The sequence below is a fragment of the Gynurincola endophyticus genome, from assembly GCF_003991195.1.
GTDB lineage: Bacteria > Bacteroidota > Bacteroidia > Chitinophagales > Chitinophagaceae > Gynurincola > Gynurincola endophyticus.
On sequence record NZ_RCWL01000001.1, the window covers coordinates 87,843 to 109,478 of the forward strand.

A 21,636-nucleotide genomic window follows, 5' to 3' on the forward strand; every position below is an offset into this window, starting at 1 on the left:
TGGTTATTGGAAGACAAGTAAATGCAACCATTAGCGATGCCTGTATTTACTAATTTCTGAAGTCCGCTTTGAGTTTTAGCAAATTATCTTTATATCTCAAAATAGTTTGGTATCGTTGCCGACCATCAATAATTTCGATTTTATCGGAATCTCTAAAATATACTAATGGTGGAATTTCTGTACCTAAAAGAATACTTTCAATAAAGTATGAGGCTTTTCATCATCCCAAACATAATTTCTTTGATAGGATGGCTTAAAGTCTGTATTTTTTACTCGTTCCTGGTTATAAAACAGACTGTCAATAGACATTACTTTTGCCTCTATTTTTATTTTATCTTCAAAAATTTCTTTTATATCCATGACTTTATAGTTATAAAGTTCTACATATTTTCCAACGATAAACAAACCACTTCAATCTGATATTTCGGCAACAACTTGTGTTTAAGATGTTCCACCTTCGATGCCAGTAGTTCAGGTTTGAAATTTTTCTTCTGTCGTTTCACTTCTGCTGCTACCGCTTGGTTTTTCTCTAATTTCAACGCAACAATATCAATTTCGTTCTGATTGCCTTTAGGTTCCCACCACGAACCGATAGCACGATATTGAAAACTTTCAGCAAATTGTTGCTTGAAATATCTCTCTAGCATGATACCTGAATAAGTCGGGTAATCAGATTGGATGATTGTTTGCAGGCCGATAAAATTCTTTATCTCAATCAGTGAGCGATGACGGTCAAAATAGTTAAACCAAAACCGAATGAAGTTATCCTGTATCTCGTACCGCACGGTTTGACTTCCTTCTTTTGCCAATATCGGACGTTGGCGAACGATGATATTATAGTCTTCGATCAACCGTTTGATTTGTCCACCTAAGCTTTTATCTCCCAATGCAGCTTCAATTTCAGGCTGTGTATTGATACCGCCCGAAATAGCACTTAGGATAGAGAAATAGGTAGCATAGTTCTTACCAAATTCTTCTATCAAGAGGTTTTTTCCTTCGTCGGTAAAAGGCGAATTTTCCCGAACCATAAACCCAATCATTTCGTCTATATTTAATGTGATGTTATCGCAGAACAATTCTACATATTTTGGAACTCCGCCTGTGAAAGAATAAAGAGCAAGCAGATCGTCATTGGTGTAATTAGGATTGTAATCACGAATAATCTCCTTTAATGTCGTCAAGTCAAATGCTGAAAGTTTAATGATATTGTCAGCCCTACCGAATAGAGGTTCTTTTTTGTTCTGAAATATCTTCTGCATCAACGAATAAATAGAGCCGGATACAATCAGATTCATTTTAGATTTCTTCCTATAGGTATCCCAAATATTCTGCATATCACTGTAAACGGATTCATTGATGTTATAAAACTCCTGAAATTCGTCAATAACAAGATTAAATGCCCTGTTAGAAGCCAACTCCATTAAGTATTGGAATAGTGACCGGAATGTGCGTATTTCTGCCGGAACAAATGTGTCAAGCGATTGAGAAATAACCGGAATAAACTCTGTACAAAGCGCAGCTTCGGCTTTGCGGCCGACAAATAAATACACAGTCGGTAAATCTTCGACCGACTTCATAATTAGGCTCGTTTTTCCAATACGCCTTCTGCCAGTTACCACTGTCAAACGGGAGTGGTCGTTAAACGACAAATTTTGTATTCGTTGAAGTTCAGCTAATTGACTTGTCCTGTTATAAAACTTCATGCTTTGTTATTTTTGTTATTTCCGTAACAGTTACGACGGTTACAAAGTTAATAAGAAATTTGGTATACACATAATTCTTCTTAACAATGATAATAAGCAAGATTGTAGCATAATAGAAATGAAAATAAGACAAAGGATTTTTTTATTTTATGTGCAAAACAAAAAAGTTAATTATTGATTTGTCGATAAAACAATAGTGAGGAAACAGGAAAACCAGATGCGAGAGTCTCACCGTTTTTGTTATCTATTTTGTGTTGATTTTATTTCCATATTTCACATTTTGTAGCATTATGGAAGTGAAACCACAATAAGTAATTTGCAATAAAGGACAGAGGCTACACATCTTTGTAAAATATTTACGAGAAGGAATTGTCTTCTTTAATTCTTCAACCCTGCTAGTAACGACCAGAACGATGAAAAATAATCCTGTGCTAAATGGTGTAGGATTCCAATTTGGTATACGACAAAAGATTGACTATCAATGGAGTTAAAATTTAATTTCTCTTCCCGGCGGAACCACAAAATTTTAGTGTCATATAAGTTCAAGAAGATGAAAATGTAGGAAAAATAGTACAGATTTTATTACAATTATATATGATAGTAATACTATTATTAATAATTGCTTAACATTTATTTTTATAGGTTTTGCTATTTTTGCAATAGTATTCACCTCCTGCAATAGAATCTGTATGGACGTTTTGTTGAAATTTAAGCTGAATGAACATCTTTATCTGCGCGACCCTGAGTCGAGCGAAATAGGAAAATCGATCGTCAGTAACGCTATTGAATTAATTTATGAAATTGGTTTTGAACAATTTACGTTTAAAAAACTAGCTCAAAAGATAGATTCTACCGAAGCTACCATTTACCGGTATTTTTCTTCAAAATACAAACTACTCACCTACATTCTAAATTGGTACTGGTGTTACCTGGAGTTTGTGGCTAAAATTCGGCTACAGCAGATCAACGATCCGGCTGAAAAGCTGCAATTAATGTTGCGTATTATTATGCACGACGAAGGTGTTGTGTCCCGGGTACAGGATTATAGTCTTGAAAAGTTACACAGCATTGTTATCGGAGAAAGCAGCAAGGCTTATCTGGTGAAGGAGGTTGATGAAATCAATCAGGAAAAAGTATTTAGCCCCTTGAAGAGTCTGTGTAATTTTATACATGAGATCATTTTAGAGCTGAACCCAAATTTCAAGTATCCGAAATCACTGGCCAGTACGCTATTGGAAACGGCCCATGCACAACAGTTTTTTAGTGAACACCTGCCAGCGCTTACGGATAATTCTGCGCGGGTTGAACACCGGCAATATGTTTTTAACTATCTCCATCAACTTGCATTCTCAGCACTTAAATAAATTGTACAGTGGCAAAGAATATAAACTCGCAATTCAGCAGCAGAAAACTTTTTCAATATATCACCAAAGAGAAGAAAGATGTTGGCAGTATTTACATGTATGCGATACTGAGTGGTTTGGTACAATTGAGTATTCCATTGGGTATACAGGCGATCGTTAGTTTTGTAATGGGAGCTACCATGGTTACTTCATTGTATCTGCTCATCGCTTTTGTTGTGTTGGGCACTTTTCTGGCTGGTTTTTTCCGTATCAGAGTAATGCAGATTATTGAAAAAATTCAACAGAAGATATTCGTTGAGTATGCACTCGCTTTTGCTGAAAAGCTACCCAAAATAAACCTTACCGATACCAAGAAGTATTACCTGCCCGAATTAGTTAACCGCTTTTTTGACGCACCGAATCTTCAAAAAGGGATTTCAAAAATTTTACTGGAAATACCCACCGCTTTAATACAAATTGTTTTCGGTATTGTACTACTTTCTTTTTATCACCCCTGGTTTCTTGTATTTGGTGCAATGGTACTTGCTATTGTTATTCTGATTTTCAGGTTTACGATGAATTCGGGTGTTGAATCAAGTCTTGAAGAAAGCGACAGAAAATATGAAGTGGTTTCCTGGTTAGAAGATATTGCCGGGTCTGTTAAAACATTTAAAATTAATTCGAAAGCAAACACGCATCTTTTCGGAACAGACAATAGAGTAGTTAATTACTTAAAATATAGAACCTCCCACTTTAAAGTATTGCTGTTCCAATACTGGGCAATTGTTGGGTTTAAGGTATTGATCACTTTACTGATGCTTGCTATCGGTACTTACCTGCTCATTAATCAGGAATTGAATATCGGCGCTTTCATTGCAACGGAAATTGTTGTGTTGATGATGCTCACCGCTGTAGAAAAATTGATCAAAAGCCTCGAAAGTTATTATGATGTGATCACTTCACTGACGAAACTAAGTAAAGTAACCGAACTGGCTGAAGAACATTCTGCTGAAATAGAGATGGGCCCTTCTGACGAAGGTGTTAAAATTTTGTTCAGCGATGTTACTTTTCAATTCAACGATCAAAAACCTATTCTTTCAAACATGAATTTCGATATTCAGGCGAATACGATTACTATTATCAATGGAAAATTAGGCGCCGGAAAATCGTTACTACTGAATATGATGGCGGGGTTTTATGAACCTTCCAGCGGCAGTATACTCTTCGATCAGGTACCATTAAAGAATCTTGACAAAGCATCTTTCAGAAACACCACCGGTTTGTATTTAGAGGATATGGCCGTGATCAAAGGGTCCTTGCTGGATAATTTATTGTTGGGCAGAGAAAATCTGGACACGCACGACATTCTCAGATTAGCTGAGGAGTTGGGAATGGATGATTTTCCGGGTCGATTCACAGGAGGTTTTCTCACACAATTGAGTAATACCGATACCGAGCTTTCTTTCAGTTCACGAAAAAGAATTCTATTGCTGAGGGCTTTGTTGGGTAAGAAAAGATTGTTGTTGCTGGAAGACCCGATCGATGGAATGGATGCTGTATTCGCTAAGAATATGATTAACTATTTAAAGAAAATAAAAACCAATACCACTATTATTATTGTTTCGGAAAATCCGTCATTACAGGGTATAGCCGACAATGTTTTTCATTTGAAAAACGGTCATATTATCCGCGATTAATAATTGCTGAGCTTTGAACACTACTCAGTCAACATCAAACACAACAAAATGAAACCGAAATCATTTGAATACATATATCATGTTCACCGGAATTCGAGAGTAAAACGCTGGTTTTTCTTTTTTCTGGGACTTGGCCTGATCATTCTATTTCTACCCTGGACGCAAAATGTAAAAGCGAAAGGTGCCGTTACTACTTTGTATCAGGATCAACGTCCGCAACAGCTTAATTCACCTATACCTGGCCGCATCATCAAATGGCACGTAAAGAATGGTGATGCCGTTAGTAAAGGTGATACGCTTCTTCAGCTTGCCGAAGTAAAAGAAGATTATATGGATCCATTACTCGTTGACCGCACTCAACAACAGGTGGAAGCAAAAAAAGGAATGAGAAATTATTATGAAGCTAAGGTTGGTGCGGCAGATGCACAACTTACGGCACTAAATAGTTCACGAGACCTGAAATTGCAACAGCTGAAAGTAAAACTTTCTCAGTTGAATAATAAACTCATCGCTGAACAGGCTGAACTCGAAGCCGCCGACAATGAGCTGAAACTTTCAGATAATCAATATCAGCGGCAGAAAAAAATGTATGAAGAAGGACTGGTTTCACTCACTCAATTTCAACAGAGAAGTGTTTCTTATCAGAACGCGGTAGCTAAAAAAACGGCTGTAGAAAACAAACTCGCACAAACACAACAGGAAGTGGTAACTGTAACACTTGAACAGAATGCTACGATTCAGGACTACACTGAAAAACTCAGTAAGATACAGGGAGAACGTTTTCAAAGTATGGGCCAGATTGAGAGTAGCATCGGAGATATAGCCAAACTCGAAAATCAGATGAGTAACTATAAAATACGGCAAGGGTTATATTATGTGCTGGCGTCGCAGGATGGTCAGATCGTTCAACTGAATAAAGCCGGTATCGGAGAAATATTAAAAGACGGAGAAAGTATCGGAACAATTGTGCCGGCGAATGTAAATTATGCAGTTGAAATTTATATCAAACCTGTTGACCTGCCATTAGTGAAAGCCGGACAAAAAGTAATGTGTGTATTTGACGGGTTTCCGGCAATCGTTTTTTCAGGATGGCCCAACACCAGCTATGGAACTTTTGCAGGAAAAGTAATCGCCGTAGAAAGTAATATCAATACAAACGGGCTTTTTAAGGCATTGGTGATTGAAGATAAAGACCAGAAACCCTGGCCCCCGCAAATAAAAATGGGCGCTGGTGTACAGGCCATCGCTATTTTAAATGATGTGCCGGTGTGGTACGAATTATGGAGAAATATTAATGGATTCCCTCCCGATTATTATACAGTAACGCCTGATAAATCCGTCGCCGGAAATGAAAAAATTAAATAAATATAGCTTACTACTACTGTTAATTTTGAGTGCCGGGCATATTGTTTTTGGCCAGGATACTTTGCGTCTGACACACCGCGAATTTTTAGCAGTGGTTAAAAATTATCATCCGCTGGCATTCAGATACCGCTTACAAAATCGAATGGCCGAAGCTGAAATACAAAAAGCACGCGGTAATTTTGACCCCCAGCTGAATGGTAAAAATGGCGCTAAAACAATTGACGGACTCGATTATTATCAGGAAACAAATGTAGGACTTGATATTCCTACCTGGTATGGTGTTGAGTTGAATGGTAATTACACTCACCTTGACGGACAGAAATTGAATAACAGTGATACCAGAGGAGGTTTATATCAGTTTGGTATAACACTTCCTATTGCAAAAAACCTATTGTACGACAAGAGAAGAGCAATGCTTGATCAGGCTAAATTTGCGTTGCAAATGACCGCAGCAGAACAACAGCTACTAACTAACCAGCTGCTGTTGGATGCAGACAATGCTTATTGGACCTGGGTAAAAACTCACGACGCTTATACATTACAAAAGCAAGCGGTTGAAATCAACCGGCAACGTTTAGAACTGATTCGTAAAACCTATGAATATGGAGAAAGAGCTGCTATCGATACAACCGAAGCGCTTTCGCAATTACAGAGCTTTGAACTGCAATTGGAGGATGTTTTTCTTGCATTTATAAAATCTACCCAGGAGTTGTCCCTTTTTCTATGGACGGAAAATCAGCAACCATACGATATTCCCTTCATGCTGTTTCCTGTAGAAAAGATAATTGGAAATACTGCTTATGATGAATATTCCACCATGTTGATGCAAATGGAAAATCAGGCGATGACCGAACATGCAGCTATGCAATTTTATTTTCAGAAACAAAATATCCTGGAAAGTGAAAGACGTCTTAAATGGCAGAGTTTTTTACCGAAACTGGACCTTACTTATAACTTCTTCAATAAAGAAAGTTATAGCTCAAAATATTTTCCTTTATTCAGAGATAACTATCAATATGGGGTAAAGCTGGAAATTCCATTATTTCTGCGACAGGCCCGGGCTGATTATCAGATTATCAAAGCAAAAATTCAGCAAAACCAGCTGGATGCTGATTTTAAGTTGCAGGAGTTGAATGCTAAAATAACATCATCCCGTAATGAAGTACTGAACTATAAAAGACAGATCGATATCGCCCAACAGAATATTCAGAACTATCGTCGATTACTGAATGCTGAAGAACAACTTTTCAGTAATGGAGAAAGTTCATTGTTCCTGATTAATTCAAGAGAAAATAAGTTATTGGAATCGGAACTAAAATTACTGGATTTGCGGTTGAAGTTCGTGAGTAGTTATAATAACCTGAAATGGTTAAATGAGAATTTTCGGAATGATTAGGACGTAAGGATACTAAAAAAAATGCAGTAATTATAATAGGGCATGTAGATCGTTGGCGGTATCTGATAATCCACACTTTCTGAGCAGACTTAGAACGTAGTAATCGTCAGCATCCGGTAGTTGTAAGTTGGGTATAATATCTTCATAGTAAGTAACCAGCGCATCGGGAAAAGCAAGGTTGGCTTTTGCTACTCTTTTTTGAATTTGTTCTTCAGCGACACCTTTATTTCTCATTACTCTTTCCCTTCAATGAAAACCTGTAGGCTCCATTTAGGCGTTTATAAATCGTAATGGGCAAACCAAAATAATAAATCTCTGATCACTATAGGATATATAACATTCGTATCTAATACTGCTTTGAATCTTACGCTATGAATCATATAAATCAATTTCTTCGTCGGTATTCATGATGTCAATAATATGCTTTTTCTGTTCTTCTTTCATTTTACTTTTATACTTAATAACATCTTCGAGTTTAATTCTCCTATGCTTTCCTATTTTAGTAAAAGCAATCTTCCCTTCGTCTAACAGTTTAACCAGGTGTGGCCGAGAACATCCTATTATTTCCGCTGCTTTTTGCGTTGTTACCTCTGTTGCAACAGGAACAATGGAGATAGGAGAGCCTTGTCCCATGGCTTTAAGAATATCTCTCAATAGTTTAAGCGCGCGAACAGGAATTACAATTTTTTCTCTGGTCTCTTCAATCTCTATTTCAGTAGTGTCTGTAATAAGTTGTTCAATTGCTGAATGAAGAGCCTGATATGATTGTAATGCTGTTTTTTGCTCATTTTTTGAAGGCCTTTTGATTTGATCAAGGGTGTTCATTTTTTGGAATTTGATCTATGTAGGGGTAAATTTATTCGAAATATTCGAAAATTTTAATAAATCCTTAATATACACATTCTCAGACTTGAATGTAATTAATTGACTATTAATGATTCATGAAAGTCGGGAAAATGCCGGAATTTGACTACGCCATGAATTAAACGAAATAATTGAGATGATATCATTCTTAGTGTTGTTTTAAACAGTGACAGGCCACCGGATAAACTATTGTGTTTTTTACTCATTTAGTAAATTATCCATACACTATGTTATGTAAAAGTGTATTAATAATAAAAGATTTACAAGCTAAACCCCATATTTCCCGGCATTAGCTTTGTATTAATTACTTGGTTATAAGACGTTTTTATGCAAACCATCTTTTACTTATTAAAGTATGAGTCGATGTTTTGAAATCGTTGCCTTCATTGCAGCAAAAACGAATTTGCATTCAATCAATAATCTAAGTAATCATGAAAAAAATTACCAGCATCATTTTAACGATCATAGTATTAGTGATATTCGGGTGTGAGAAGGAAAAAGAGTCTGGTGCAAATTGTACCGGTGAATCTCGTTTGGTAGGAGTTAGCCATACTGCATCTCCTAACGATTCTAAACAAATTAACTTTGTAGTGAGCTATAGCGGTAGTCAATCGGTTGATAACAGTGTGAAATGGGATTTTGGAGATGGTACTGATATACAAACAGTGAATTCATTAAGTACTAATCATATCTATTCCGGTTCTGGAACCTTTAATGTAAAGGCTACTATAACGTTAAACGATGGCGAATGTTCCTATAGTATTGATGAAGCAGTAACGGTACAGTAATTAAAATGTAATCTCAGTATATTTTATTGGTCAGGATTTATGGAAAAATCAAAAAGAATAATCTTAATAGAAAAGGTTGCCATGAGATACTTTACCCGATATTTAGCTTTAATACTTGTGCTCGTTATTATTGGATGTAGGCAAAATGCCGATACGGCCAGTTATGAGGTGGCTGATCAGACAGTTTATAATAATCTGAAAAAAGAAGAAGGAGCAGAAGGGATCATTGAAAGAAAGCTCATCAAAGAAGGGCGGATAGAGTTTGAAACCTCAGATTTACAGTCAACAAGAAAAGTAATTTTAGAGGCGGTTACAAAATACAAAGCTTACATTTCATCTGACCGCGAGTCTAAATACACCGGCAGAACAAGCCATACAATTATTATCCGTGTACCTGCTGCTGATTTTGATAACTTGTTAAATGAAACGACTCGTGGTGTTAAAAGGTTCGATAGTAAAGAAGTAAACGTTAAAGATGTAACAGAAGAATTTCTTGATATTCAGATAAGGTTAAAAACAAAGAAAGAATTTGAGCAGCGTTACATTGCTTTACTGAAACAAGCTAAAACTGTATCAGAGATCTTAGAAATAGAGAAACAGATAGGCGAATTAAGATCGGAGATTGAATCAATCGAGGGGAGAATGAAATATCTGGAAGACAGAGTGTCTTTATCTGCCTTAACTATTACTTTTTATGAAAGTATCCCTGAGCAAACTGCTTTTGGCCAAAAGTTCAAAAATGGGTTTAGAAACGGGTTTGATAACCTGATCTGGTTTTTTGTAGGAATTGTGAATCTATGGCCATTTATTCTGATCATAGCAGCTCTTATAATCGCCTTCAGGGTTTATAAAAAGAAAAGAAAAAATAAAAATATTTAAGTTTCTGCTAAGGATACAACAAGGGCATTCATCAATGAATGCCCTTGTTGTATATAATAGATTAATTATTTGTTTTTTCAGGAAAGTTTTTACTGATCCATTGCTCGCTCGATTTAGTACTTTCATTTTCTTCTTTTCCTTTTTCTATCGCCTTTTTCATTGTTTCCAGCGACTGTTCTTTTTTTCCAAGTTTGAAAAGTAATAGCGCATAGTTCTCAAGATAATAGTAGGATGGTTGTTTTTGGGTGATTTTCTTTACCCATTTAGCGGTTTTATTCAGTACGGTTTTATCTTCACATTTGTCTGATACATTGCTGCTGAACCAGATAATATCTTCGGGTGATACCTCGTTTTTTTTCTTGAGTGCTTCCATAAAACGATAAGCGTCCTTCCATCTGTTCTCTGCCTGCAACATTCTTAATTCCATCAGGTTGATATACTTCTTTGTCTTTTCTTCTCCTCCCATATGGATTTTAACCATTTCTACCGCATTGTTAAATTTCACCCGGTCAACTTTCTCTATGGCACTATACAACCTGTCACTAATAATCATTGTTGCAGCAAAAAGCACATCTAATTCTCCATAAAGATCAGTAAAGGTTTGCTTGTTTTCGAAAAAATACTCATTCCATTTTTCATTACCGCCACTGAAATAGCAGAATATCTTAAAAGGAATTTCTGGCAGCAGGCTGCTGATAGTGTCCCAATATCTGTTAAGCTCCTCCCGGTTCATTTTTGCGCTGGTACGATTGATATAATTGACATAAAAATCAGGATAGGCTAATTTCAGGTCAGCAGAAATTCCCTTTAGAAAAAAATTATCCTGATTCAGTTGTTTTGCTTTTTGCAAGAAACTCAGATAATTTACTGCCATCAGGCTATCGGCTCCACCCGTACCATATTGTTGATGTACTACCTGCTGGTTTGCATTGAGCACAACTGCTGAAGGATACATTCTGATATGGTGTTTTTTAGTGAGGTTGTAAATACTGTCTTTCTCTGCATTGTAGCGAAGTACTATATAATCTTTAGCAATCTTTGCACTATTGGCACTATTCCTGAACAATTGTTCATCCAGAATTTTACAGGGGGCACACCAGGTAGTGTAAAAATCAATGAGTAACATTTTGTTTTGCTGATGTGAAAGTTGTTTCGCTTTTTCATAATCCTGTTCAACGATACTCAGTTGTTGTGAGAATAGTGATGTAGAAAACAAAAATGTTTTTAGTAGGTAAATCAAACAGATTTTTTTCATGGCTATATTTTATTTAAAGTTTAGGCAATACAATGCAGATCACCCTTTTTTGAAGGAATGACATTTAGAAAATATTAGTGTATGATTTAACCTCTTACAGGTTCTGCATTAGAAACGTCCTGTTGTTTATTGGAAGACGTTTCAGTTTTTTGCTGGTGTTCTTTGAATTCGGCAACAATTGCAGCAAATGCCTGATCGTATTCAGACCAGTGTTCAGGTAATATGTCTTCTCCATTAACAATAAGACGGGTCATTCGGCTTTTTGCAACGCCTATGATATAATGAGTGTTTTGGTAAGTAGTATTAAATTCTCCTGTTAACCGTGAAAGCATTGCACTATCCATTTCTATAGTTGATGTTAACTGCTCTTTGATCGTTGGTTTTGCAGGAGGTATATTCCGTACTGCAAGAACAGTGGTATCTTTTGGTATGTATACATCTATTGAGTTAGCTTCCGGTATTGTTTTAACTGTTTCGGCGATAGTATTTTCTTTCGAACGATTTGTATCATTATAAGAAAAAAAAGCAATTGCAAGAACAGTTGATAAAGCACACAAAAGTGAAGAAAAACTAATTGAAGCGGTATTCGCCGGCTGACCCAGAATACGTAGTATACGGTAACGTAGTTGTAAGGGGTGTTTTGTAAAAGCAACTACCGGAACAGATTTTTGAAGAGTATACTTTTTAAACGCTACAAGTGCAATTGCAAATTCTTCCCTGTTGTTCATGTCTTGGATTGCAATATCATCGCAGCAATATTCTCTTTTTTCACGCAACTGATCAGATAACCATACAAAAGATGGATTGAAGAAGTACAACGCATCTAAAAACAGCTGTATAATGTTAATTACATAATCATGCCTGCATATATGTGCCAATTCATGTCGAAGTACTGCTTCTATCTGTACCGGTGGTAAATTGCTGAGAATGCCTAGTGGTAATAATATAACCGGCTTCAGGAAACCTATTGTTACAGGTACTTTCATCATTGCTGATTCGAATAACTGAACCTTCTTTTTTATATTCATTTGTTGCACTAGCTGCTCAAAGCGCAGTTGCCACTCTTCGGGTATGCTGTACAATTGTTGGCGGCGCATTTGTTGAGCTTGCCTCCATCCAAGGACATAAATAGTTAATCGATAACAGAAGAAAACAAACCAGGTAAACACTATCCAGGAAGCTGTCTGATTAATATAAGTAGTGAATGAATTTAGTAATGCCGGGTTTTCAATATTCATATCCCCAGAAAACGGTAATAAAGAAAACACCTGATCGGGATTTTCCGGTAAAATACTTTTACTACCGGTATAGTATAATAGAAAAGTACTCAGGTTGATGATTGTAAAAGTAAATAAAGAAATAAGCAGCAACCTGTAATGTAAAGCTGCACTTTTACCACGAGTCAGGTACAAACAAAAGCCGGTAAGCAATGCGATTAAACCTCCTTGCCAGAAAGAGTGCACCAGCATCCAACCAAAAGCGGGTACAAAATCGTATGTGAATAAGCCTCCCGTAATCATTTCTTGTTTTTTGAAGCAGTGTGCTGATCAATAAGGGTTTTTATTTTCTCCAGCTCATCATCGCTGGTGTTGTCATTTCCTAATAATGCCATAAAAACCTGACTGCTGGAGCCATTGTAAATGGTGTCAACAAATTGTTGCAGCATCCCTTTTTTTACTTTCTCTTCTTTAAGAATAGCTGAGTAAACGTGCTTCATGGCCGTTTCATCGCGATCAAGCATACCTTTCTCTTTCATTACCTGCATCAGCTTCAATGTGGAAGTGTATATCACGGCTTCCTTTTGTTCATTGAGTTTATCATGTACAAAACGAACTGTGGAGGGACCATGTTGCCAGAGTATCTGGAGGACATCCATTTCAGTTTTAGTAGGCAATAGATTGTTCTTAGGCTTCATATAGTAAAGGTATGCATTAAAAACGTACGTTTTGATATTTTAGCTTTTTTTTCTTTAGAAAATATAGAGATTTGTTTTTTAAATTATATAAATGCTTGATTACGTGCATGTAACAAAAAGGCAATAAGAAACGGTACATATCGGTTCTTATTGCCTGCATTATAAACAATAGGATTATTAAAACTATTTTTGGCGCACCATAACTCCGTTCATGATAAATGTATCGCCTCCGGTGGTTTCCATGTTGTAGACGATCTGAACACCTTCAGGTTTTTCAGACTTACTCCATACTTCGAATCGCTCGAAGTTACCGGTAGTTGGATTTTTGCAAAGGATACTTTCTCCTTTTTCAATTGCTCCGATGTTTTTTAAACCTTTACTGGTAGTCATGGGGTGATTGGGTGTAGCAGAAACTGCGAGTGTATTCAGGTAAGTTCCTTCCTCTTTTACAACTGTGTTAAACAACGTTAGGGTAGTAATCGCATAATTCTCTGCCTTGTGTTCAATCAACTTCGTTACGGTTACTACCTGTGGTTGTGCAGTCTGAGTATGGAGGGTTAAAATCTGATCACCAGTTTTGATGTTCTTTAATAATTTCTGTGAGCCGTCAGCCATTGCTACGAGATCTGTTCCCGGAAAACAAATATCATTTCCATAAGTACCCGCTTCTGCTCTGCTATCGTCTTCTCCTTTTAATAAAACCTTGTAATTAGCATAGCTTAATTCACGTGAAAGGATATAAGATAGCTTCAGTACAAAGTTGGCCTCAACTTTATCGATTGCGTGAATATCTGTGAAATATTGCTCCCAAACAGCACCGGCCGCAAAGTTATTGGGTAAACAGGCTATATAGCGTTTACCGGTTTCTGTAGTATAATAAATGATCAAACCTAATGAGACGTCTTCTCCTTTTTTAGTCAGGGAGTAGAGATCAATACGTTTTCTTTTGCCATCATCGCCGGTTACGAAATACGGTTTTTTATCTTCATAACGTTCAACGATGTATTGGTTGTTGCCAAACTTGGCATAATTGTCTTCATCGGGCTTCTCAATATTATAAGTTTTGGCATTCTTGTATTCTTCCATTGTAATGCCTCGTGTTTCTTTGCTTTGAGCAGTAGCTGTGTTAATTGACAGCGAAAGGATGCTTACAATGCTCCAGCATAATTTTCTCATAGTATTCTCTTTTGGTAGTTGATTCAAAACTTTATCAGGATATTTTTGCCAGCGATAACGCGAAAGCCTTCATCTCTTCTAGTGTACCTATAGATACTCTGCACCATTGTTGATTGTTGAATTGCCAGCTTCTGACACTCACACCGTTGTTCGACATTTTGGTGGCAAAACTTCTGCTGTCTTCTTTAACCGGAAAAATTACAAAATTTGCGCTGGAAGGAATGTAGGTATAACCTTCTTCTTTCAGTACATTGTATAAGTATTCTTTAGACTCTTTAATTTTTGTGTACGCATCTCTTAAAAAGTCTTTGTCTTCGTAAGATGAAATAGCTGCAGCCCAGGTGGTAGAAGCAATACTGTTTGAGCCGGGTGTAAGAGCACTGAATTTTTTGATGGTTTCGGGTTGCGCTACCATATAGCCGAAACGCATGCCGGCCATCCCGTATAACTTTGAAAAAGTTCTTACAATAATTACATTGTGTCCTTCTTTCACGAGCGGCATCATACTGCTTACAGCAGGATCTTCAACCAGATCTATGTATGCTTCATCAATAAAGACAGGTACTTTTTTTGATACTTTCTCACAGAAAGATTTCAGTTTGACCGGATCGAGTAAAGTAGCGGTTGGGTTATTGGGGTTGCAGATATATATCAGTGAAGTGGTAGCGTCTATTGCTTTTTCGATAGCATCCAGATCATATTTATAAGCGGATGTCAGTGGTAAGCGAATTACTTTCGTACCCATACTTTCAGCTTTGCTTAACAGGTCTTCATAAGTAGGTTGTGCGGATAGAATAGTTCCGGAATTATAAACCATTGCTCCGGCCTGTAGCAATGCGCTTGAGCCGGCACTTAAAAGAATCTGGTTAGGTTGAAGTGCTTCGGCTTTTGCAATCAACTCTATCATTTTTCTACCTTCAAAGAATGCATATCGATACGTGTTTCCGATGGCTTCTATTATAGCCTGTTTGGCTTTCGGAGAAGGACCGAAAGGGTTTTCGTTAGCGCTGAGCCTTGCTTTAATTTCGGGTGGCGTAGTTTCTCTGGCCAGTTCCTCATCTGTGAGAAAATTGACAAAAGAAGCCGGCTCAATTTGCCTGCGCGGTGCGGCTTTTAACGAAGTGAGCACACCTGGTAATAATGCCATGCCTGAAAGGAGGGCACCATTCCGGAGCAGTTGACGGCGGTTGAAAGATGCTGGCATAAAGAATGTTTTTGTTGTTTAGTATAGTAAATGCTGGTATTCAGGCTAAAGGAATGTTTTACCGGTAACTCTGCTATGAATAGCTTTCACGGCCGTTCTTCCCGATTGTAATGCACCAGCCATCCATCCGTTCAGATAAGTGAGGTGATCACCGGCGAAATAAGTCCGTTTATCCGGTTCAAGTAAAGCTGTATAAAAGCTATGACGTTCTTTCTCAGAATAGATACCCCAGCCCCCTAGAGAATATTTGGTTTTATGCCAGCTGACAGAAAAGCTTTTTCTTTCATACGTTGAAGCATATTGCGGATGTATCAGCAACCCTTTCTCATATGCCAGTTTTTCTCTTTCGGCATAAGATAACTCTCCCACAATCCGGGCACGTTCATTTAAATTGTAATAACCAATCAGCATTCCTTTTTTCGACAGGTAATCGTTAGAAGGATAAAATATCTGATATATTTCGTTATTGGTATGCGTGATGCCCCCAAATATTTCTTCGTCTTCTTCCCAGAATCTCCGGTTGAATTGCATACCGATTTTACCACACAGGATATAGGCTGTTTTGTCAATCGCTCTGGTGTGATTAGAAGCATAATTGTGATCGATATCACTTAAAACTTTAAGAGGGATGGTATTAATGCAGAAATCACCTTTTATTTGCTGATTGCCCTTTTTGTTGCGATATAAAATGGTAACACCTTCATCGCCATTGATAATTTTTGTGACTTCGGCATTCAGTAGAATATTGGATCTTAACCGTTTTTCAAACTCAAGAACAAGTGCGTCGTTACCACCTGTCATTTGCAGCATGGTTTGTTGTAATTCGTAGACGTACTCGGCAACTCCGTAAAAGTCAGGACCGATCAGGCCAGACTGTATAATATCGTTTAGTGGATGTGGGTTTGCTACAGTTCCCGGATAGAGGCCCGCCGCAGGATACTCAATATACCCTCTGCGTGATGAACCTTTATAAATATTATCAATGTCTAGAGCTCCTTCTGCACGTACATACTCCAATAATTTTTCAGTATCTTCTTTGGTAACCGGTAAATCTAAAGCGCTGCTGTCAAGCGATTTCGCTAACAATTCTGCTGTATAGCCGCGCATGTCGTTGTGCAGGGTACCTTTTTTTATTTTCCGGTTAGAGAGTTTTCCGTTTCCTTCACTGAAGTAGTAAGCTGCTTCATTAATGTTATTGTAAACTTCCAGTTTTACGCCGAATTCACGACAATAATGTAGTGTGACTTCGTGAAAATGTGGTATTCTTGAAGGCCCTGCATTGAAGTATTGTCCTTCGTCAAATTCAGCCGTCAATTTGCCATTGGTAATTTCTTCTGAGAAACTTCCTTTACGAACGGTAAACACTCTGCCTCCCACCCGTTCACGTGCTTCAATAACAGTACATTTATACCCGAGTTTATTCAGTTCGTAGGCGGCTACCAATCCGGAAAGTCCGGCACCGAGAATGATTACATTTTTCGAATCAGGGTTTGGGAGTTTGTCGGCCATATCCGGTAAGGCATTTACCGGTGCGGCGTGTAAAAGATCCCAGGATAACATGCCGGGGAGGGTTAATCCTGTAAGCATTCCTAATCTGGTCAAAAATTCTCTTCTGGTAGGCACAGTCTGCCCCTTATATGTACTTTTTTCAGTCATAGTGCAGTATGGCGGTGGCAGGCAAAGTGTTAGAAAGAAACAGATAGTTTTGGTTCGCTTCGCATCTGTAGCCGAAGCAGGTTTTGGTTAAAAGACAATTCGTATTATTATTTAAAATAATAATATTGTTTGTTGTTCAAATATATTAAAAAGTAAATAGAATTGATTCATATTAATACATAGAATTAATTATAATATGTTGAAAGTTCCTTGTTTTTAAAAGAAAAGTATTTTCTGAATAACGAACAATTGAATAGATTGGATTATACTTATTTGATTATTATTATTTTGTCAGTTTTTTAAGAATAAGATTATTTTGTTTTTGTTATATTAGAATAAATAATATATTAATTATATTTTATCTTATATACGATAAATGCACAGAGGAAAATAGAAAAATGAAAAAGCCCCCGACAGTCAGGGACTGCCAGAGGCCGTGTTATGTACAATTTCAGTTACTAAAATAATAAATTATGCATTATGTTGTCCTTTATTTCCTTCGAAATGGATCATCCAGGGAATTCCGAACTTATCAGTAAATGATGCATATACTTCTGCAAAAAATTGTTCACCCAGTGGCATTTCGATAATCTTCGCATCTTTGGATAATGCATGATATAATTCAGTGGCTTCGGCAGCTGAACTTGTATCCAGCATAATATAGGTATTGGTACCTTCTACGGCCTTATGTCCAAAACCTTCGATACAATCTGAGCCCATTAACATTGTATTGTCGTTGATCATTATGGCAGTGTGCATTACTTTATTTTTATCTGCATCAGCCATTTTGAATTCAGGGTTTTCAGGAATGTCGCCGAAACGATGAATACCAATATTCGGTTTTTTAAAAACTGTTTCGTAAAATCTGAAAGCGTCTTCGCAGTTGCCGTTGAAGTTCAGATAAGCATGGATTCGTGTCATGGTACTGTTTTTTATATGTATGATTTAGTTAGTCAATTGCAACCGGCATTGCCTATAATTTGATTCTTGTGTATTTTTCACTTACATAGTTTATGGTAGCCTGCATCAGTTTGACGAGGACGTCTTCATTGATGTCAGCAAGTTTTTTTACATAAATACACGCTTTCCCGATTTTGTACTTTCCCAGATTTTCAAGTAGGTGCTGGTGTTCTTCAGCACCGGTAAACACATATAATGAAATAGCAGCTTTTCTGGGCGAAAAACCCAGGAGCGGCGCTTCTCCCGCATGCCCTGAGGCATACTTGTATTGATATTGCCCGAAACCGATGATTGTTGCACCAAACATGCGGGGTTCTTCTTTCGAAACTTTTTTCATTAATCGGATGAGTGATAAACTATCTGCTTGTTGCTGTTGGTCTTCAAGGTTATTGATGAAATCTGTAACAGCTACTTCGGTATAGGCAGTTTTATTTTTGGGCATATATGCAGATTTTTGAGAAATGTTTATAAGAAAGAAGAATGACAGAAATTATTTATTCTGCTGGCTTCATGAAGTCAAAAGCACCTTTACGGAGATTGATGCCGTATTCAAGATAGGCTTTCAGACATGCCAGAAAATTTGCCCACCCTTCGGTTTGCTGTTTCATTTGCTGAATACCTTCTTCTGTGACCGGCATCGAATGTTCAATCACTTTTACTATAGTAGAGTTGTTTGTAGTATTATTAAGCGTGATTTCAACTAATTGATCATCGCCACCTCCACTCCAGTTAAAGGAAATGTATTCGTTTGCTTTAACCGTTTTCACCTGTACCGGAAAGCTATCAGGAAATTCGGGGAAACTCCATTGTACGGTGGTGTTTGCAACAAGCCGGGCGGTAGCGTTTTTAATAAAATAATTACTCATTTTTGCCGGATCAACAATGGCTTCAAAAACTTCATTTGCAGGTTTTGAAATCTGTATGACGGCATTGGCAGTTAAACTTTTCATATGAATCGTTCATTGACTATATAAATTATACTCTTTTAGAAGAGTATATTTATAACCGGATGTAATGAATGTGTTAATAATTGTATTGATATAATAAATCTACTCTGATAAAATTCTTGTCGAACAACAATTGTTGCCGTTACAAGGATTATCGTAATTGCCGGATGATGTTTGGGTGAGTAAGTATCGTTAAGTAAGATACAAATTAACTGCAGAACAGACAATTTTTTTTGTAATGTTTGTTGAAACAATGATGAGGTAATTTATACGGATATATTCTACGAAATAATTTATTTATAATAAAAAAGGAACCCGTTGGGCTCCTTTTTATTATAAACGAAAAGCGTTTCTTTTTTCAATAGGGTATTTCAACTTTGCTTGTTTTAATAACCATTCAGCTGTTTTGTTTTTTACTTTCAGCATATTTTCAAAATATTGCCAATGGTGTGTTTCATCTGGTAACACTAAGTAGTCAACTTCTACACCTTTGGCAGTCAGTAACTGGTACATTAATAATGATTGTCTGAAATTTACATTCTGGTCGTCATCGCCATGAATCAATATTACGGGCGACTTCCATGTTTCTACGAATTTCGCCGGCGATGATTCCCAGGCTAAGGCCGCCGCTTTTTCAAAGTCAGGATTGTAATTTTCAAGGTTGTATTTTTTTTGACGGTCATGTACTCCATGTATGTCTGCACCGAATTTGAAGATGTCAGAATGTTTGGCTAATCCCATGGCCGTTAAATAACCTCCATAAGAGCCACCGAATAATCCTAGTTTGCCGGCATCTACAAAACTTTGTTTACGTAACCATTCACCAGCAGCCTGAATGTCGATATATTCAGAAGCTCCCAGTATTCCGAAGTTTTCAGGGTGTTGAAATTCGTAGCCGTAACCTGTTCCTGAACGGTAGTTTACTGATAGCACGTAAAATCCTTGTTGAGCGAGATATTGATTCAGTATATAATCGTAAAAATAGTAACTGCTGTTATGCCAGCCTACATACATTTGTCTTCTGGGGCCACCGTGAATGTATAATAAAGCGGGAACTTTACTTTTCATGTTTTTGGGCTTAAACGCTTGTGCATAGTATGTTTTTCCATCAGGTGCTTTTAATTCAACATGCTCCGGTGTTACGAAATGGCTGAAGTTCCATCCTTTGAAAAAGTCGTTGCCGACCAGCGTTTGCTTTCCGCTTTTTGTTTCGAGTACCAACGGTTGTCCGGGTCTTTGTACATCACTGCTCAACCATACCATTTTTTCTCCGTTTGCGAAAGAAGAGGGAGTGAAGTTTAAAACAGTTCCTTTGCTGAGTTGCTCGAGTTTTCCACTTTGTAAATCTGCAATGAATACCTGCAATTTGTCTTTATCTTCTTTTGCAGTACCGTGGTTTGCCGAAAACAGTGCTTGTTTACCATCGTTGATGATGCGTAAACTTTGTATTTCGTAGTTGCCTTTTGTAATTTGAGTTACTTTTTTGCTGGCGATATCCAGCCGGTAAAGGTGTGGCCAGCCATCTTCATAGGAGGTAAATGTAACATAGTCATTGTGTGACCAGTCAAGATTTACGCCACCGGAAATTCTAGGAAAGCCGGCTGATAGTTTTTTAGGTGCTGCATATAGCTCAGTTGCCTTCTCGTCGTTCACTTCCGCACTCATGATACTCCATGCATCAAAGCGATTCACTGTTAAAGAATCAATCGGTCCACCGCCGGAGGGCCTTCTTACAAAAATAACTCTTTTGCCATCTTTAGACCATTTGGGTGAGCTGTCGCTGTTATAGGCAGGAGTTATCCAATGAATACGGTCAATTCCTTTTGTAAAGATACCGATAAAGCTATGGGTTCCTCTGGCAGAAACAAACAATAATTGTTTTTGATCAGGTGACCATTGAATCGCATTCACGCGGCCTCTTACATTAAATAACTGTTTAGGAGATTTTTCATTTCCGTAGCCTGCTTCAAAAACCTGTCCGTTCCGTATGAAGTAAAATATATCATTATTGAAGAAAACCGGATTGTCGCCGGATCCGTAATCATACACTTTTCCTGTGGTTAAATCGATAGAATGTACGCTTACTTTAGTAGCTTCTACAAGAGAGGCAGAATTGATCGGAACGGTTGCGGAATTGCCACCATGATCGCCCCCGCGAACAAACAATATTTTTTGTCCGTCGGCAGAAATACTCAGACTGGTAATTTCCTGCGCATCGTCAATATTGTATTGAGTTTGCTTAACCGGTTGATAACCCGGTCCATCGGCAGTATATACATTTATTTTTCCCTGTTCGTTTACGAGAAATGCAATTCTGTCAACTTGTTTGGCACCTGTTACACTACTTACGAAAGGTGTTTTAATGTAATCAGATAGCGTTTGTGCATTGATGTTAAATACTATTGTTGCAAATAGTATGGTAAGAATAGAGGTTAATTTCCATTTCATAATCAGTAGTTGTGTTGAAGTTCTTTCTAAAGTTACTGAA

Annotated in this window: 21 protein-coding genes; 7 read left to right on the forward strand and 14 right to left on the reverse strand. The window is 37.4% G+C overall.

Going from position 1 to position 21,636, the window contains the following annotated elements:
• Window positions 1-183: 183 nt before the first annotated feature.
• Together D9O48_RS18890 and D9O48_RS00370 are read right to left on the reverse strand one after the other, a co-directional pair.
• A complete protein-coding gene (locus D9O48_RS18890) occupies window positions 184-360 on the reverse strand; it encodes a hypothetical protein (RefSeq protein WP_199750467.1) in 177 nt (58 codons plus the stop codon).
• Between the two features lie 20 nt (window positions 361-380).
• Window positions 381-1,703 carry an ATP-binding protein gene (locus tag D9O48_RS00370; RefSeq protein WP_126969457.1) on the reverse strand — a complete coding sequence of 441 codons (1,323 nt, stop codon included), beginning with the start codon at window positions 1,701-1,703 and terminating at the stop codon, window positions 381-383.
• Window positions 1,704-2,392: 689 nt separating this feature from the next.
• On the opposite strand from D9O48_RS00370, the gene D9O48_RS00375 reads away from it, so the two are divergent.
• The 4 genes from D9O48_RS00375 to D9O48_RS00390 are packed head-to-tail and all read left to right on the forward strand — an operon-like array spanning window position 2,393 to window position 7,504.
• Complete coding sequence (locus tag D9O48_RS00375; RefSeq protein ID WP_126969459.1) at window positions 2,393-3,067, forward strand: TetR/AcrR family transcriptional regulator; 675 nt, start codon at window positions 2,393-2,395, stop codon at window positions 3,065-3,067.
• Between the two features lie 8 nt (window positions 3,068-3,075).
• Entirely contained in the window at window positions 3,076-4,743 is a 1,668-nt protein-coding gene (locus tag D9O48_RS00380) for a peptidase domain-containing ABC transporter (protein WP_126969460.1), read from the forward strand.
• 48 nt (window positions 4,744-4,791) lie between these two features.
• Entirely contained in the window at window positions 4,792-6,108 is a 1,317-nt protein-coding gene (locus D9O48_RS00385) for an HlyD family secretion protein (protein ID WP_126969462.1), read from the forward strand.
• Window positions 6,092-7,504: a TolC family protein gene (locus D9O48_RS00390; protein WP_126969464.1), complete on the forward strand. Its 1,413-nt coding sequence runs from the start codon at window positions 6,092-6,094 to the stop codon at window positions 7,502-7,504. The genes D9O48_RS00385 and D9O48_RS00390 overlap by 17 nt, the downstream gene beginning before the upstream one ends.
• A 30-nt stretch (window positions 7,505-7,534) precedes the next feature.
• Here D9O48_RS00390 and D9O48_RS18895 read toward each other — a convergent pair whose 3' ends face one another.
• Window positions 7,535-7,738 carry a hypothetical protein gene (locus tag D9O48_RS18895; RefSeq protein WP_199750468.1) on the reverse strand — a complete coding sequence of 68 codons (204 nt, stop codon included), beginning with the start codon at window positions 7,736-7,738 and terminating at the stop codon, window positions 7,535-7,537.
• Between the two features lie 135 nt (window positions 7,739-7,873).
• Window positions 7,874-8,329 (reverse strand): helix-turn-helix domain-containing protein, encoded by a 456-nt coding sequence (locus tag D9O48_RS00400; RefSeq protein ID WP_126969466.1) that lies wholly within the window; start codon window positions 8,327-8,329, stop codon window positions 7,874-7,876.
• Between the two features lie 470 nt (window positions 8,330-8,799).
• Here D9O48_RS00400 and D9O48_RS00405 point away from each other — a divergent pair, with 470 nt between their 5' ends.
• On the forward strand, window positions 8,800-9,156 hold the full coding sequence (locus tag D9O48_RS00405) for a PKD domain-containing protein (protein ID WP_126969468.1): 357 nt from the start codon (window positions 8,800-8,802) through the stop codon (window positions 9,154-9,156).
• 81 nt (window positions 9,157-9,237) lie between these two features.
• The gene (locus D9O48_RS00410; RefSeq protein WP_158624779.1) at window positions 9,238-10,035 is read left to right on the forward strand and encodes a DUF4349 domain-containing protein; all 798 of its coding nucleotides are present in this window, start codon (window positions 9,238-9,240) and stop codon (window positions 10,033-10,035) included.
• A gap of 61 nt (window positions 10,036-10,096) precedes the next feature.
• Here the strand turns inward: D9O48_RS00410 and D9O48_RS00415 are convergent, their stop codons facing one another.
• The 5 genes from D9O48_RS00415 to D9O48_RS00435 all read right to left on the reverse strand — a co-directional run bounded on the left by D9O48_RS00415 (window position 10,097) and on the right by D9O48_RS00435 (window position 15,528).
• Window positions 10,097-11,290, reverse strand: coding sequence for a thioredoxin family protein (locus D9O48_RS00415; protein WP_126969472.1), 1,194 nt, complete (start codon window positions 11,288-11,290; stop codon window positions 10,097-10,099).
• Window positions 11,291-11,376: 86 nt separating this feature from the next.
• On the reverse strand, window positions 11,377-12,810 hold the full coding sequence (locus D9O48_RS00420) for a M56 family metallopeptidase (RefSeq protein WP_126969474.1): 1,434 nt from the start codon (window positions 12,808-12,810) through the stop codon (window positions 11,377-11,379).
• On the reverse strand, window positions 12,807-13,205 hold the full coding sequence (locus tag D9O48_RS00425; RefSeq protein WP_126969476.1) for a BlaI/MecI/CopY family transcriptional regulator: 399 nt from the start codon (window positions 13,203-13,205) through the stop codon (window positions 12,807-12,809). The genes D9O48_RS00420 and D9O48_RS00425 overlap by 4 nt, the downstream gene beginning before the upstream one ends.
• A gap of 183 nt (window positions 13,206-13,388) precedes the next feature.
• Window positions 13,389-14,381: a Hint domain-containing protein gene (locus D9O48_RS00430; protein WP_126969478.1), complete on the reverse strand. Its 993-nt coding sequence runs from the start codon at window positions 14,379-14,381 to the stop codon at window positions 13,389-13,391.
• Between the two features lie 34 nt (window positions 14,382-14,415).
• Entirely contained in the window at window positions 14,416-15,528 is a 1,113-nt protein-coding gene (locus D9O48_RS00435; RefSeq protein ID WP_394343552.1) for a pyridoxal phosphate-dependent aminotransferase, read from the reverse strand.
• 30 nt (window positions 15,529-15,558) lie between these two features.
• On the opposite strand from D9O48_RS00435, the gene D9O48_RS19105 reads away from it, so the two are divergent.
• Entirely contained in the window at window positions 15,559-15,612 is a 54-nt protein-coding gene (locus D9O48_RS19105; protein WP_394343553.1) for a hypothetical protein, read from the forward strand.
• Between the two features lie 18 nt (window positions 15,613-15,630).
• Here D9O48_RS19105 and D9O48_RS00445 read toward each other — a convergent pair whose 3' ends face one another.
• The 5 genes from D9O48_RS00445 to D9O48_RS00470 all read right to left on the reverse strand — a co-directional run bounded on the left by D9O48_RS00445 (window position 15,631) and on the right by D9O48_RS00470 (window position 21,596).
• Window positions 15,631-17,208 (reverse strand): flavin monoamine oxidase family protein, encoded by a 1,578-nt coding sequence (locus D9O48_RS00445; RefSeq protein ID WP_317127860.1) that lies wholly within the window; start codon window positions 17,206-17,208, stop codon window positions 15,631-15,633.
• A 504-nt stretch (window positions 17,209-17,712) separates the two neighbouring features.
• Window positions 17,713-18,162 (reverse strand): VOC family protein, encoded by a 450-nt coding sequence (locus D9O48_RS00450; protein ID WP_126969482.1) that lies wholly within the window; start codon window positions 18,160-18,162, stop codon window positions 17,713-17,715.
• A 52-nt stretch (window positions 18,163-18,214) separates the two neighbouring features.
• Window positions 18,215-18,643 carry a DUF1801 domain-containing protein gene (locus D9O48_RS00455; protein ID WP_126969484.1) on the reverse strand — a complete coding sequence of 143 codons (429 nt, stop codon included), beginning with the start codon at window positions 18,641-18,643 and terminating at the stop codon, window positions 18,215-18,217.
• Between the two features lie 52 nt (window positions 18,644-18,695).
• Window positions 18,696-19,151: an SRPBCC domain-containing protein gene (locus tag D9O48_RS00460; RefSeq protein ID WP_126969486.1), complete on the reverse strand. Its 456-nt coding sequence runs from the start codon at window positions 19,149-19,151 to the stop codon at window positions 18,696-18,698.
• 330 nt (window positions 19,152-19,481) lie between these two features.
• Window positions 19,482-21,596 (reverse strand): S9 family peptidase, encoded by a 2,115-nt coding sequence (locus tag D9O48_RS00470; protein ID WP_126969488.1) that lies wholly within the window; start codon window positions 21,594-21,596, stop codon window positions 19,482-19,484.
• Between the last annotated feature and the right edge of the window lie 40 nt (window positions 21,597-21,636).